This is a genomic window from Delftia sp. DS1230, from assembly GCF_040112715.1.
GTDB classification, from domain to species: domain Bacteria; phylum Pseudomonadota; class Gammaproteobacteria; order Burkholderiales; family Burkholderiaceae_C; genus Comamonas; species Comamonas tsuruhatensis.
Window position 1 is genome coordinate 75,875 of record NZ_CP157763.1, and the last position, 13,360, is coordinate 89,234.

General features: G+C 68.5%; 12 protein-coding genes. 5 read left to right on the plus strand and 7 right to left on the minus strand.

Annotation, left to right across the window (positions count from 1 at the left end; translation table 11 throughout):
• Positions 1-64: 64 nt before the first annotated feature.
• Positions 65-970, plus strand: a complete 906-nt coding sequence (locus AAN986_RS00315; RefSeq protein WP_047217545.1) for a LysR family transcriptional regulator — start codon at positions 65-67, stop codon at positions 968-970.
• Here AAN986_RS00315 and AAN986_RS00320 read toward each other — a convergent pair.
• Positions 960-2,384 (minus strand): FAD-linked oxidase C-terminal domain-containing protein, encoded by a 1,425-nt coding sequence (locus tag AAN986_RS00320; RefSeq protein WP_047217546.1) that lies wholly within the window; start codon positions 2,382-2,384, stop codon positions 960-962. The two genes, AAN986_RS00315 and AAN986_RS00320, sit on opposite strands and share 11 nt — an antisense overlap.
• Before the next feature lie 82 nt (positions 2,385-2,466).
• The gene (locus tag AAN986_RS00325) at positions 2,467-2,826 is read right to left on the minus strand and encodes an EF-hand domain-containing protein (protein WP_043789497.1); all 360 of its coding nucleotides are present in this window, start codon (positions 2,824-2,826) and stop codon (positions 2,467-2,469) included.
• 181 nt (positions 2,827-3,007) lie between these two features.
• Here AAN986_RS00325 and AAN986_RS00330 point away from each other — a divergent pair, with 181 nt between their 5' ends.
• Positions 3,008-3,580 carry a cob(I)yrinic acid a,c-diamide adenosyltransferase gene (locus AAN986_RS00330; RefSeq protein ID WP_046987903.1) on the plus strand — a complete coding sequence of 191 codons (573 nt, stop codon included), beginning with the start codon at positions 3,008-3,010 and terminating at the stop codon, positions 3,578-3,580.
• An 18-nt stretch (positions 3,581-3,598) separates the two neighbouring features.
• Positions 3,599-4,504 carry a LysR substrate-binding domain-containing protein gene (locus tag AAN986_RS00335; protein ID WP_016452275.1) on the plus strand — a complete coding sequence of 302 codons (906 nt, stop codon included), beginning with the start codon at positions 3,599-3,601 and terminating at the stop codon, positions 4,502-4,504.
• Positions 4,505-4,516: 12 nt separating this feature from the next.
• Here AAN986_RS00335 and AAN986_RS00340 read toward each other — a convergent pair whose 3' ends face one another.
• Positions 4,517-5,746, minus strand: coding sequence for a D-amino acid dehydrogenase (locus AAN986_RS00340; RefSeq protein WP_047217547.1), 1,230 nt, complete (start codon positions 5,744-5,746; stop codon positions 4,517-4,519).
• 222 nt (positions 5,747-5,968) lie between these two features.
• Here AAN986_RS00340 and AAN986_RS00345 point away from each other — a divergent pair, with 222 nt between their 5' ends.
• On the plus strand, positions 5,969-6,850 hold the full coding sequence (locus AAN986_RS00345) for an amino acid ABC transporter substrate-binding protein (RefSeq protein ID WP_047217548.1): 882 nt from the start codon (positions 5,969-5,971) through the stop codon (positions 6,848-6,850).
• 14 nt (positions 6,851-6,864) lie between these two features.
• A complete protein-coding gene (locus tag AAN986_RS00350) occupies positions 6,865-7,626 on the plus strand; it encodes an amino acid racemase (protein ID WP_047217605.1) in 762 nt (253 codons plus the stop codon).
• Here AAN986_RS00350 and boxA read toward each other — a convergent pair.
• The 4 genes from boxA to AAN986_RS00370 form a co-directional block, all read right to left on the minus strand.
• On the minus strand, positions 7,620-8,951 hold the full coding sequence (boxA, locus tag AAN986_RS00355) for a benzoyl-CoA 2,3-epoxidase subunit BoxA (protein ID WP_047217549.1): 1,332 nt from the start codon (positions 8,949-8,951) through the stop codon (positions 7,620-7,622). The two genes, AAN986_RS00350 and boxA, sit on opposite strands and share 7 nt — an antisense overlap.
• A 26-nt stretch (positions 8,952-8,977) precedes the next feature.
• The gene (gene boxB / locus AAN986_RS00360) at positions 8,978-10,405 is read right to left on the minus strand and encodes a benzoyl-CoA 2,3-epoxidase subunit BoxB (protein WP_047217550.1); all 1,428 of its coding nucleotides are present in this window, start codon (positions 10,403-10,405) and stop codon (positions 8,978-8,980) included.
• A 38-nt stretch (positions 10,406-10,443) separates the two neighbouring features.
• Positions 10,444-12,114, minus strand: coding sequence for a 2,3-epoxybenzoyl-CoA dihydrolase (boxC, locus tag AAN986_RS00365; RefSeq protein WP_047217551.1), 1,671 nt, complete (start codon positions 12,112-12,114; stop codon positions 10,444-10,446).
• Between the two features lie 194 nt (positions 12,115-12,308).
• Positions 12,309-13,223 carry a helix-turn-helix transcriptional regulator gene (locus tag AAN986_RS00370; protein ID WP_047217552.1) on the minus strand — a complete coding sequence of 305 codons (915 nt, stop codon included), beginning with the start codon at positions 13,221-13,223 and terminating at the stop codon, positions 12,309-12,311.
• Positions 13,224-13,360: the final 137 nt, after the last annotated feature.

Consider the following 13,360-nt stretch of genomic DNA (forward strand, 5'->3'; position numbering starts at 1 on the left):
CATTCGTTTATGGACTTTGACAATCGTGCTAAAAAATGGACATTGTGTGTACTGAGGTTTGACAATGGATCTGGGCGGACTGTCCCTGCTGGTGGACATCATTGAAGCCGGCAACCTGAGCCGCGCCGCCGTGCGCCTGGGCATGAGCCGCGCCAACGTCAGCCACCGGCTCAACCAGTTCGAGCGCCAGATCGGCCAGCAGCTGCTGCGCCGCACCACGCGACAGGTCGAGCCCACCGAGCTGGGCCTGCGCCTGTATGCCCATGGCCGCGCGATACGCCAGGAGGCCATGGCGGCGGACGAGTCGGTGGACAGCCTGGGCCAGAGCCTGCAGGGCACCGTGCGGCTGAGCGTGCCCAGCGGCTACGGCCAGCTGCAGATGTCGGGCTGGCTGACGGAGTTCATGCGCATGCATCCGGGCATCACGCTGGAGGTGATCTTCGACAACGACATCGAGGACCTGATGCAGGGCGCCGTGGACTTCGCCGTGCGCGTGATGACCGAGCCGCCTGAAAGCCTGGTGGCCTGCAAGCTCGGCGATGTGCTCTACGAGGCCTGCGCCACGCCGCAGTTCCTGGCTGCGCATGGCCATCCCGACTCGCTGCTGGCGCTCAAGCGCGTGCCGCTGATCACCTCGGCGCTCACGGGCCAGAAGCTGCGCACGGCGGGCATGAACGGCGCCCGGCCCACCGAGCTGCGCATACGCCCGCGCCTGATGTCGCCCAACTTCCATTTCCTGCGCGATGCCGTGCTGCAGGGCCTGGGCGTGGCCGTGGTGCCGCGCTACATGGTGGCGGCCGAGCTGGCCAGCGGCGCGCTTGAGCGCCTGCCGCTGCCGCCGGGGAGCCTGGACTTTCTGGCCACGCGCCAGTACCTGCTGTACATGCCGTCCCACTACCAGACGCGGGCCATCACCACGCTGATCGACTTCCTGCGCGAGAAGGCCGCGGCGGAGGGACTCAGAGGCTGAAGATCTTGCCGGGGTTCAGGATGTTCTTCGGGTCCAGCGCCTGCTTGATGGAGCGCATCATCTGCACCGCGCCGTCGCCGGCTTCCTCGCGCAGGAAATCCATCTTGTGGATGCCCACGCCATGCTCGCCCGTGCAGGTGCCGCCCAGCGCAATGGAGCGCGACACCAGCTGGTGGTTGAGCTGCTCGGCGCGCGAGCGCTCGTCCTCGTTGTCCGGGTCGATCAGGTAGCCGAAGTGGAAGTTGCCGTCGCCCACGTGGCCGACGAGGAAGTAGGGAATGCCGCTGTCATCGGCCTCGCGCACCGAGTCCAGCAGCGCATCGGCCAGGCGGCTGATGGGCACGCAGGCGTCGGTGGTGATGCAGCGGCAGCCGGGGCGGCTGGAGACAGCCGCGAAATAGGCGTTGTGGCGGGCCGTGAACAATCGCGTGCGGTCCTCGGGACGCTCGGCCCATTCGAAGGCGTTGCCGCCGAACTCGCCCGCAATGTCCTGCACCATCTCGGCCTGCTCCTTCACGCCCGTGGGCGAGCCGTGGAACTCCATCAGCAGCATGGGCTCCTCGCGCAGCGTGAGCTTGCTGTAGGCATTGACCATGCGCACCGAGTTCACGTCCACTAGCTCCACGCGGGCAATAGGCACGCCCATCTGGATGGTCTGGATCACCGTGCGCACGGCGGCCTCGATGCTGGGGAAGGAGCAGATGGCCGCGCTCACGGCCTCGGGCAGCGGGTACAGGCGCACCGTGATCTCGGTGACCACGCCCAGCGTGCCCTCGCTGCCCACGATCAGGCGCGTGAGGTCGTAGCCCGCGCTGCTTTTCTTGGCGCGCGTGCCGGTGCGCATCAGCTCGCCGCCGGCCGTGACCAGTTCCAGCGCCAGCACGTTCTCGCGCATGGTGCCGTAGCGCACGGCATTGGTGCCGCTGGCGCGCGTGGCGGTCATGCCGCCGATGGAGGCATCGGCGCCGGGATCGATGGGGAAGAAGAAGCCCGTGTCCTTGATGGCATCGTTGAGCTGCTTGCGCGTGATGCCGGGCTGCACGGTGACCGTCAGGTCCTCGGTGTTGACCGAGAGAATGCGGTTCATGCGGCTCAGGTCCAGGCTGATGCCGCCCTCGACGGCCAGCAGATGGCCTTCGAGCGAGGAGCCCGCGCCGTAGGGGATGACCGGCACGGCATGCTGGTCGGCCAGCTTCAGCGCGTCCTGCACGTCCTGCGTGCTTTCGGCAAAGACCACGGCCGCAGGCGGGGGCGCCTGGATGGCGCCCTCGTCGCGGCCGTGCTGTTCGCGCACCGCCAAAGCCGTGGAGCACTGGGCGCCGAAACGCTGGGCCAGGGCTTGGAGGAAGGCTTCGGGGATGGGGCGCTGAGCGAAGTCAGGCTGCAGGCGGACGGGGGCGACAGGGGCGTTCATCGGTGTTCTCCAGGGGGAACCGGAAAGAATACCACCGGCCCTGCCGCCCAACCATGTGGGTCAGCCGCCAGGCATCCGGGTGTCAGCGCGGCTGGACAGCCTTGCTGAATTCATCGCGCGACAGCGATCCGTTCTTGTCGGCATCGATCTGGGCGAAATTGCTGCTCACGGCGGGCAGGGCCTCGGCCTCCTTCTTGCTCAGCTTGCCGTCCCGGTTGGTGTCGGCGCGGTCGAATGCGGCTTGCACCTCGTTGGCGCCGCCCGCTGGTGCTGCGGGTGCTGGCGCAGATTGCACGCCTGCTGCCGAGCCGCCGCCAAACGTCGGCTGCGGTGCCGTGGACGGAGCCTGCGCCATGGCAGCAACGCTGCCCAGCGAAATGGCCGCGAACAACATCACGCTGCGGATTTCAAAACCGGAGACTTTGCGCAGTTGAGAGGTCATGTGTCGAACTCCTTGTCGAACGTGGAACATGACTGCATTCCACCTGTTGCAGCGCAGCAGGGCCAGCACTTTTGCCGGCTGTTGCCTGCTACAACATTTGCGTGCCGCCTGTAACGCACAATTGGGTGTTGGGCCGTTACGGGTCCGACTTTCCACCCCCGCACCGCCAAGGAGAACGCCCATGGGCAACCGTTTGACACAGATCGCCACGCGCACCGGAGACGACGGCAGCACGGGCCTGGGCGACAACACGCGTGTCTCCAAGAACAGCGGCCGCCCGCACGCCATGGGCGATGTGGACGAGCTCAATTCCCACATCGGCCTGCTGCTGTGCGAGGCCCTGCCCGACGACGTGCGCGAGCTGCTGGTCGATGTGCAGCACCAGCTGTTCAACCTCGGCGGCGAGCTGTCCATTCCCGGCTATGAACTGCTCAAGGACGACGCCCTGCTGCAGCTCGATGAAGCGCTGGCCCACTACAACGCGCAGCTGCCCCGGCTGCAGGAATTCATCCTGCCGGCCGGCAGCCGCGCAGCGGCCCAGGCCCATGTCTGCCGCACCGTGGCGCGCCGTGCCGAGCGCATGGTGGTGGCGCTGGAGCAGGGCGAGGTCATGCGGCCCGCGCCGCGCCAATACCTGAACCGCCTGTCCGACCTGCTGTTCGTGCTGGCACGCGTGCTCAACCGCATGGATGGCGGCGACGACGTGTACTGGAAAAGCGAGCGGCTGGCGCGCGCGCAGTCCGCTCAAGAGTGACCGTGCTGAGGACGGCCCATGCGCCTGCGCCACATCGAGGTCTTCAATGCCGTCATGCAGACCGGCAGCGTCAGCGCTGCCGCACGGCTGATCAACATCACCCAGCCGGCCGTCAGCCGCACCCTGCAGCACGCTGAGCTGCAGCTGGGCTTTGCGCTGTTCCAGCGCGCACGCGGGCGGCTCACGCCCACCAATGAGGCGCTGGCGCTGTTCCCCCACATCGAGAAGCTGTTCGAGCAGCTCGACGAGGTCCAGCGTCTGGCCGACAACCTGCGCCATGGCCGGGCAGCGGACCGGCTCACCGTGCTCACCGTCTTCGCGCTCAGCCGCGAGGTGCTGCCGCGCGCCGTGGCCGGATTTCGGCGCCGCCACCCGCAGGTGCAGGTCCATGTGCAGGCGCTGCACACGCCCCAGGTGGTCTCGGCCCTGCTGCTGCAGGAGGCCGACGTGGGCTTCGTCATCAGCTCCGTGGGCCAGCCCGCGCTGGAGCATGAGCTGCTGGCCGAGGTGGACATGTTCTGCGTGCTGCCCAAGGGCCTGCTGCCGCCCTCGCGCGTGCGCGAAGAGGGCATGGAGCTCAAGGACCTGGCCGAGCTGCCCGTGGTCGCGCTTGATGCGCGCGACCCGCTGGGCATGCGCCTGGGCCAGGCCTGCCGCGAGCACGGCGTGGGCCTGTCGCCCGTGGTCACCGTGCAGACCTACCACGCGGCCCTGTCCATGGCCGAGTACGGCCTGGGCGCCGCCATCATGGACGGCTGCACCGCCCTGGCCGCCGACCGCCGCAAGGTCCATGTCGTGCCCCTGCTGCCGCGCATCACGGTGGGTGTGAATGCCCTGAGCCTGCCCCAGCGGCCGGGGTCGGTGCTGGCGCGGGCAATGACCGAGGAAATGCGCAAGGCCTTGCGCGAGTTGCTGGCTGGTTGAGGCCTGCGGGTTTCAGGCCTGCTCCATCTGCCCCACCAGCCTCTGCGCCGAACCGAACGCCAGCGTCAGCCCCAGCGCGCCATGCCCCGTCTGCAGCCACAGGTTGCGCGGGCCGCCGCGCTGGCGGCCGGTGAGGGGCAGGCCGGTGGGTGTGGCGGGGCGCATGCCGGTCCAGGGGTGGAGGTTGCCGTCCAGCGGCAGGTCGGCGAAGACCTCCTGCGTGGAGCGGCGCAGGCTGGCGATGCGGCGCGGGTCGGTGCGCGTGTCCCGGCCCACGATCTCCACCATGCCGGCCACGCGCAGGCGTTCGCCGATGCGTGCGAAGACGACCTTGCGTGCGGTGTCGGTGACGCTGACCCGGGGCGCGGCGTGCGGCAGCTGCGCGGCGGCATCGGCGGTGATGCTGTAGCCCTTGAGCGGATAGACGGGAATGCGCAGGCCCAGCTGGCGCGCGTGGACCGCGCTTTCCCAGCCGCTGGCCAGCACGTAGTGGTCGGCGCGCAGCGGCAACGGACCTGCGGCGGTGCGCAGGCCGGTGATGGCGTCGCCCTCGCGCTCGAAACCCTGCAGCTCCACGCCGTAGCGCAGTTCGGCGCCGCGTGCGGTGAGCCGGGCGGCCAGTTGTTCGCACAGCAGGCGGCAGTCGGCTGCGGCCTCGCTGGGCGTGTGTACGGCGCCTGCAATGCGCTGGGCGTAGCCGGCGAGCGCGGGTTCGATGCGCGCCACTTCGGCGGCGTTGACGATGCGCTGCGGCGCGCCACCCAGGCCGGCCTGCAGTGCCACCTGCTGCGCGGCGGCATCCAGCGCCTGCTGGGTGGGGTAGAGCACCAGCTTGCCGGGCGTGTGCAGGTCGCAGGCCAGTGCTTCGTCGGCCTGGAGCGACTCGAAGGCCTGGCGGCTTTCGGCGGCCAGGGCCAGCAGGGCGCGCGTGCCTTCGGCCGAGGCATGGGCATTGCAGGCACCCAGAAAGCGCAGTCCCCAGGCCCATTGCGCGGGGTCGGCGCGCAGGCGGAAGGCCAGCGGCGAATCCTTTTGCAGCAGCAGGCGGGGCAGCATCTTCCAGATGCCGGGATCGGCCAGCGGCTGCACGTAGGAATAGCTCAGCTGCGCGCCATTGCCGCCGCTGGCTCCCTGGGCGGGGCCCGGTGCGCGGTCCAGCACGGTGATGCGGTGGCCGGCCTGCTGCAGCGTCCAGGCCGTTGCCAGGCCGACGATGCCGGCGCCCACGATGCATACATGCATTGATCGTTTCTCCATGCAGCCGCACTGTAGGCCGCGCGCGGCAGGCCGGGCCATGGCATTTGGCACACGGGCCATGCACGCAGGTTATGGCCGGGGGCTGCTGCTCAGGGCAGGGCGACAGCCCATAACCGGCGGGCATGGACCGGCCCGATATTGTCATTCCGCAAAGGCCGCCGCCCTTCCTACACTGGCCGCACATCCACCAAAGACGAGGAGACAAGCATGCAACTTCACACCACCGCGCTGTGCGCGGCCCTGGCCCTGGGCGGCCTGGCTGCGGCCCATGCCGACACGCTGGCCAAGGTGCGCGACAGCGGCCGCATCACGCTGGCCTACCGTGAGTCCTCCGTGCCCTTCAGCTACCTGGACAACGGCAAGCCCATTGGCATGACGGTGGAGATGTCCCAGGCCGTGGCCGAGGCCGTGAAGAAGGCGGTGAACCGGTCCGATCTCAAGGTGCAGTGGCAGGCCGTGACCTCGCAGAACCGCATGCCGCTGCTGGCCAACGGCACCATCGACCTGGAATGCGGCTCGACCACCAACAACACGGTGCGCGGCAAGGAGGTGGCCTTTGCCATCAACCATTTCTACACGGGCACGCGGCTGCTGGTGAAGAAGAGTTCGGGCATCAAAAACTACGCCGACCTCAAGGACAAGACCGTGGCCATCACCACGGGAACCACCAACCTGCAGGTGCTGCGCAAGGCCAATGCCGACAAGGCCTGGGGCATGAACATCGTCATGGCCAAGGACCATGCGGACGGCTTTCTGCTGGTGGAGAACGACCGCGCCGCGGCCTTCGGCATGGACGACATCCTGCTCTTCGGCCTGATCCCCACGGCCAAGAATCCCGGGGACTTCGAGGTGGTGGCCGACTCGCTGCAGGTCGAGCCCTATGCCTGCATGCTGCGCAAGGACGATGCCCAGTTCAAGCAGCTGGTCGATGGCGTGATCGGCGACATGATGAAGTCGGGCGCGTTCGCCAGGCTGTATGACAAGTGGTTCATGCAGCCCATTGCCCCGAGGAACGTGGCCCTGGGCCTGCCGATGAGCGAGCAATTGCAGAAAAACCTGCAGGACCTCAGCGACAAACCCGCTTTTTGATTTCGGATCGCAGCATGCAGCAGCAGCTTCAGCCCCCGCGCGCGGTGGGCATTCTCGGGGGCATGGGCCCGGCCGCAGGCGCGGATTTCGTGCGCCTGTTCGTGCAGGCCTGCACGGCGCACCTGCAGCAGCAGGGCCTGCCCGTGCATGACCAGGCCTATCCCGAACACTGGCTGGTGCAGCTGCCCATGCCCGACCGCAGCGCCGCGCTGCGCGCGGACCCGCAGTCGCCCACGGGGCCGGCCCAGCACCTGCTGCAGGGCGTGGGCCGCATGGCGGCGCTGGGCGTGCGCAGCGTGGCCCTGGCCTGCAACACGGCCCATGCCTGGCATGGGCAGCTGCAGGCGCTTTTTCCGCAGCTGCATGTGCTGCACATCGCGCGCCAGGCCGCCCTGCACCTGCAGGCCGGCGGCGCGCAACAGGCCATCGTGCTGGCCACGCAGGGCACCTATGACAGCGGCCTGTACGACGCGGCACTGGCCGAGTGCGGCATCACCGCGCTGCAGCCCGATGCGCAGGGCCGCGCGCGGCTCATGCAGGGCATCTACGACGGCGTCAAGCAGGGCGACATGGACCTGGCCGCGCGCTGCTTCGGTGAGGTGCTGGCGCCGCTGCTGCAGCGCCATGGCGATGTGCCCGTGATCATGGGCTGCACCGAGATCCCGCTGGCCCTGCCGCAGTCGCCGCTGGCGCGCGGTGCCGAGCTGGTGGACCCTGCCTGGATACTGGCCCAGGCCCTGGCCGGCGATGCGTATGGGCCTGTGGCGGTTCAATAAGTCTCCAGATGCAGTCGGCCTTCGCGCTTGAGGCGCGCGCCGACCTGTTCCCAGTCCAGCCCGGCTTGCTGCGCCACGTCGCGCAGTGCCAGCACCACGCCTTCCTCCATGCTCTTGAGCCCGCAGACGTAGAAGTGCGCGTTGTCGTCGCGCAGCAGGGCCGCCAGGTCGGCCGCACGTTCGCGCAGCAGGTCCTGCACGTAGCGCCGGGGCTGGCCGGCCACGCGCGAGAAGGCCAGGTTGTTGTCGATGAAGTCGCGCGGCAGGCTTTGCAGCGGGCCGAAGTAGGGCAGCTCCTGCGGCGTGCGTGCGCCGAAGAACAGCATGAGCTTGCCGCCCTCGAACCTGCCGCTCTTGCGCAGCCGCCTGCGCCATTCGGTCATGGCGCGCATGGGGGCGCTGCCCGTGCCCGTGCAGATCATCACGATGTGCGAGCGGGGATGGTTGGGCATCAGGAACGACTGGCCGAACGGGCCTATGACCTGGACCCTGTCGCCTATGCGTGCGTCGCACAGGTAGTTGCTGGCCACGCCGCGCACGGGGCGGCCCTGGTGGTCCTGGGTGACGCGTTTCACGGTCAGCGCCAGGTTGTTGTAGCCGGGCCGCTCGCCATTGCGCGCACTGGCCACCGAGTACTGGCGCGCCACATGCGGGCGGCCCTGGGCATCGGTGCCGGGCGCGATGACGGCGATGGACTGGCCTTCGAGCACGGGGAACGGCTGGCTGCCGAAGTCCAGCACGATGTGGTGGGTCTCGCTGTCGAAGCCCGCCTCCGTGCAGTTGAGGTTGCCGACCACGGTGGCCGTGACGGGGCTCCTGGGGCCATGCAGGTTGGTGTACGGATGGGCGGCCGACCAGGGCGGCACGGTGGCGCCGTAGCTGGCGCTGCGCAACACCTGGGTATCGGCCTGGTCGTCGGGCCGGGACGCATCCGCACCGCGCGTGGCGGCCGCCGCGATCACGGCCTGGGCCTGGCTCAGGTCCTCGGCGGCGGGCGCGTCCACTGTGGCCTGTGCCTGAACCAGTGCCTGGACCAGCGCCTCAGGCGGCAGCTCCTCGGGCAGCTCGTCCCAGAGCAGCTGCTCGGCCACGGGATAGGCGCTCGCCAGCGGCACCTTGCGCCAGTTGTCGATGGCGCCCGTGGGGCAGGGCGAGACGCAGTCCATGCAGCCGTTGCACTGCTCGGCCAGTACCACGTAGTTGCGGTCATCGTGCGTGATGGCGCCCACGGGGCAGGTGGCCTCGCAGGTGTTGCAGCGTATGCAGATCTCCGGGTCGATCAGGTGCTGGGTGAGGATGCCGTGTTCTACCAAGGCGACTGTCATGGGCGACTCCCTGCTGGCGCGGCGCTTCAGTTGAAGCGCACGTATTCGAAATCCACGGGCTGGCGGTTGATGCCCATGACCGGCGGCGCGATCCAGCCCGCGAACTGGCCCGGCTCCACGCAGCGGCCCATGAGCGAGGCGACGAAGGCGCGGTCGGCGTCCGTGGGCAGCCATTCGGCCTCGCGCATGCGCCATTCCTGCTCGCTGACCACGCGGCCGTCGGGGCTCATGCGCACGCCCGCCAGCGCGCCGATCTGGCGGTTGAAGGCCTTGTGCGGCACGGTGAGGCGGAAATCGATGCCGGCCTTTTCCATGACCTTGTTCCAGCGGCCCACGCCCGCGTTGGAGTCCTTGATGTAGTCGTCGCGCAGCACCTCGTTGAGCGCGTTGAGCATGGGCACTTCCTTTTCCTGCAGCCTGCCGTCCACCACTTCCAGCACCTTGTAGTGCTGGTCGTGCAGGCGGTGGTCGTCCGCGCGCTTGCCTTCCTCGTAGCGGCCCTTGAGGCCGCTGCTGTAGAAGGTGGCGGCATTGCTGGACTGGTCGGCGCCGAACAGGTCGATGGTCACGCTGTAGTGGAAGTTCAGGTAGCGCTGCAGCGTGGGCAGGTCGATCACGCCGGCCGCGCGCAGGCGGCCCACGTCGTCGGTGCGCAGCTCGTTCATGACCTGGCAGGTGCGCTGCAGCACGCGCGAGACACCGGACTCGCCCACGAACATGTGGTGGGCCTCCTCGGTCAGCATGAACTTGGTGGTGCGCGCCAGCGGGTCGAAGGCGCTCTCGGCCAGCGCGGCCAGCTGGAACTTGCCGTCGCGGTCGGTGAAGTAGGTGAACATGAAGAAGGACAGCCAGTCGGGTGTCTTCTCGTTGAAGGCGCCCAGGATGCGCGGGTTGTTCTCGTCGCCGGACTGGCGCTCCAGCAGGGCCTCGGCCTCCTCGCGGCCGTCGCGGCCGAAATGCTTGTGCAGCAGGTAGACCATGGCCCACAGGTGGCGGCCTTCCTCCACGTTGACCTGGAACAGGTTGCGCAGGTCGTACATGGACGGCGCGGTCAGGCCCAGGTGGCGCTGCTGCTCCACCGAGGCGGGCTCGGTGTCGCCCTGGGTGACGATGATGCGGCGCAGGTTGGCGCGGTGCTCGCCGGGCACGTCCTGCCAGGCCTTCTCGCCCGCGTGGTCGCCGAAGTGCACCTTGCGGTCGGCCTCGGCCGGGTTCAGGAAGATGCCCCAGCGGTAGTCGCGCATCTTCACGTGGCCGAACTGGGCCCAGCCCTGCGGGTCCACGCTGATGGCGGTGCGCAGGTAGACGTCGTAGTCGGTGGAGCCTTCGGGGCCCACGTCGCCCCACCAGTTCAGGAAGTTGGGCTGCCAGCTCTCCAGCGCGCGCTGCAGGGTGCGGTCTTCGCCGAGGTTGACGTTGTTGGGGATCTTCTCGCTGTAGTTGATGGCGCTCATGGTGGGGTCTCCGTGGATGTTTCGGGGCGTGCCTGCGGTCAGACGCGGTTGAAGTCGAAGCCGGCCTTCTGGCCCGTGCCGTAGAGCTTGAGAGCGCCCTTGTCGCCCACGGCATTGGGGCGATTGAAGATCCAGTTCTGCCAGGCCGACAGGCGCCCAAAAATGCGCGTGACCATGTTCTCGCGGCTGGCAAAGCGCAGGTTGGCCTCCAGGCCCGTGAGCGCATCGGGCGACATGGCGGCGCGCTCTTCCATGGCGATGCGGATCTCGTCGTCCCAGTCGATGTCGTCGGGCGCGGCCGTGACCAGGCCCAGGGCCAGGGCCTGGTCGCCGTCCAGCGCGCGGCCCGTGGCGGCGCGCGCGGCCTCCAGCGGCGCTGTCTCCTCGTAGAAGCGGCGCTGCAGGCGCGACTGGTCGTTGACCAGGGGCAGCAGGCCGAAATTGAATTCGTCCAGCTGGATGCGCGGGGCGCGCTCGGTGTCATCGGGCAGCACCAGCATGTAGGCGCGGTCGGCCGCGAAGGCCAGCTCGGCCAGCATGCCCACGAAGCAGGAGCCGGGCTCGATCAGCGCGAACAGCGTGCGCGAGGACACATCGAGCCGCGCAAAGCTGCGGCGCAGCAGGCCCAGCGTCTCGCGCGCCAGCCAGTGGTCCTGGTGGGCCAGCAGGGCTGCGTCTGCGGCCAGCACGGCGGCGGCATCGCCTTCGGTCTTGAGCAGCCAGGTGCCCACGTCCAGCTCATTGGTGCGCAGGTGCAGGATGGCGTCGTCCAGCTCGCGGCCCATGGCCAGCGGCCACCAGGCGTCGCCGGCCTGCTCGATGGCTTCGAGGGTGGCGGGCTGCGGGCCCTGCCCAAGCGTGGGCGCCTTCACGGTCAGCGTGGCGCTGCGGCGCGCGCGGTCGATCTGCACGCTGACATGGCGGTAGTGCAGCGCATCGTCCGTGGCTTCGCGTTCCAGGCGCGTGAGCGTGATGCCCTGCGCATTGGCGGGGCGCGTGCTGCCCTCGGCCAGGCGCTGCGCGCGCTGGGCCACCACGGCCTCGAACTGCGCGGGCTTGGCCACGGCATCGACCAGGCGCCAGTCCACGGCGCGCTGGCCGCGCACGCCTTCCACGCTGGTGCAGAAGATGTCGGCCAGGTCATGGCGCACATGGCGCTTGTCGGTCACGCGCGTGAGGCCGCCCGTGCCGGGCAGCACGCCCAGCAGCGGCACCTCGGGCAGGGAGACGGAGGAGGAGCGGTCGTCGATCAGCACGATGTCGTCGCAGGCCAGGGCCAGCTCGTAGCCGCCGCCCGCGCAGGCGCCGTTGACGGCGGCCAGGAACTTCAGGCCCGAGTGGCGCGAACTGTCCTCGATGCCGTTGCGCGTCTCGTTCGTGAACTTGCAGAAGTTCACCTTCCAGGCATGGCTGGACACGCCCAGCATGAAGATGTTGGCGCCCGAGCAGAAGATGCGGTCGCGCCCGCTGGTGACGATGACGGTGCGTACCTGCGGATGCTCGAAGCGGATGCGGTTGAGCGCGTCGTGCAGCTCGATGTCCACGCCCAGGTCGTAGCTGTTGAGCTTGAGCTTGTAGCCGGGCCGTATGCCGCCGTCCTCGGCGATGTTCAGCTGCATGCGGGCGATGGCGCCCTCGACGGTGAACGACCAGTGGCGGTACTGGGCGGGCTCGGTGCGGTAATCGACAGTGGGGCTGGACGGGTGCATGGACGGCCTCTTGGATGAAAAATAGTGCAGTCGCAGATACGGTGCAGGCACAATTATGCAAATTCATCCAGAAAATGCACGCAGCAACACGCATGATAGTGCGTGTTTTGGCCATATCCAGGGTAAACACCAGCCAGCACAGGCGAAAAAAATCCAGGCCTGGGGCCTGGATGCCGTGGGTTGCTGCCGCCGTCTCAGCGTGGGGGCAGGAACAGTGCCTTCAACTGGTCGAAGCTCTGCTCCAGCGTCTGCCCGCTGGTATCCACCACGTGGTCGGCCTTGGCGTAGAAGCCGGCGCGGCCTTCGAGGATGCTGCGCAGATCGTCCATGGCCTCGGGATTGGCGGCCATGGGGCGGGTGTCGCCCTGGGCCACGACGCGGGCCATGTGCTCCTCGGGCTGGGCCTTGAGCCAGACCGTGGTGCAGTGCGACAGCAGCTCGTTGAAGGTGGCCGGGTCGGAGACGATGCCGCCCGGCGTGGCGATGACTACGTCGCTGTAGATCTGCACGGCTTCCTCCAGCGCGCGGCGCTCGTAGCGGCGGTAGGCGTTGGCACCGTACAGGTCGTGGATGGCGCGCACGCTGCAGCCCGCAATGCGCTCGATTTCCTGGTTGAGTTCGAGGAAGGGCACGCCCAGCTGCTCGGCCAGCATGCGGCCCAGCGTGGACTTGCCCGCGCCGCGCAGTCCGATCAGGGCGATGCGCGTGTGGCGCTGGCGGTCGCTGGGCGCCGTGCCCAGCAGCTCGCCTGCGGCCAGGCGCACGCGGCGCAGGTCCTCTTCATTGCGGCCTTCCAGCAGCTCGCGGATCAGCAGCCATTCGGCGCTGGTGGTGGTCACGTCGCCCAGCAGCTCGGCCATGGAGCATTGCAGGGCCTGTGCAATATGGTGCAGGACCAGTACCGACACATTGCCCGTGCCGTATTCGAGGTTGGCCAGGTGGCGCTCCGAGACATCGGCCGCCGCCGCCAGGGCGCGCCGCGTCATGCCCCGGCGCGAGCGCAGGCTGCGCACACGCTCGCCCAGCGCTTGCAGCACCTGGTTCCTGGGGGCTTCTGAGAGGGAATCCGCCGCCCCGGCGGACTGGGCTGCCGTCTCGAACTGGTCCATAGAGTTTCCTTGAAGAGGGCGTGAATGATAAACAGTCGGGGTTAACACCAGCCATGCAATATAGTGCTTGACGCTCGGTGGCGTTCTAACTATCTTTTCGGTGCACGCACAATATTGCATGTTGTGCGGAAGATCAC

Excerpts from the sequence above, each read along its gene's own strand:
- boxA (WP_047217549.1), bottom strand. The coding sequence starts at position 8,951 with ATGACAGTCGCCTTGGTAGAACACGGCATCCTCACCCAGCACCTGATC.
- AAN986_RS00315 (WP_047217545.1), top strand. The coding sequence starts at position 65 with ATGGATCTGGGCGGACTGTCCCTGCTGGTGGACATCATTGAAGCCGGC.
- AAN986_RS00370 (WP_047217552.1), bottom strand. The coding sequence starts at position 13,223 with ATGGACCAGTTCGAGACGGCAGCCCAGTCCGCCGGGGCGGCGGATTCC.
- AAN986_RS00325 (WP_043789497.1), bottom strand. The coding sequence starts at position 2,826 with ATGACCTCTCAACTGCGCAAAGTCTCCGGTTTTGAAATCCGCAGCGTG.
- AAN986_RS00340 (WP_047217547.1), bottom strand. The coding sequence starts at position 5,746 with ATGCATGTATGCATCGTGGGCGCCGGCATCGTCGGCCTGGCAACGGCC.
- AAN986_RS00320 (WP_047217546.1), bottom strand. The coding sequence starts at position 2,384 with ATGAACGCCCCTGTCGCCCCCGTCCGCCTGCAGCCTGACTTCGCTCAG.
- AAN986_RS00335 (WP_016452275.1), top strand. The coding sequence starts at position 3,599 with ATGCGCCTGCGCCACATCGAGGTCTTCAATGCCGTCATGCAGACCGGC.
- boxC (WP_047217551.1), bottom strand. The coding sequence starts at position 12,114 with ATGCACCCGTCCAGCCCCACTGTCGATTACCGCACCGAGCCCGCCCAG.
- AAN986_RS00330 (WP_046987903.1), top strand. The coding sequence starts at position 3,008 with ATGGGCAACCGTTTGACACAGATCGCCACGCGCACCGGAGACGACGGC.
- AAN986_RS00350 (WP_047217605.1), top strand. The coding sequence starts at position 6,865 with ATGCAGCAGCAGCTTCAGCCCCCGCGCGCGGTGGGCATTCTCGGGGGC.
- boxB (WP_047217550.1), bottom strand. The coding sequence starts at position 10,405 with ATGAGCGCCATCAACTACAGCGAGAAGATCCCCAACAACGTCAACCTC.
- AAN986_RS00345 (WP_047217548.1), top strand. The coding sequence starts at position 5,969 with ATGCAACTTCACACCACCGCGCTGTGCGCGGCCCTGGCCCTGGGCGGC.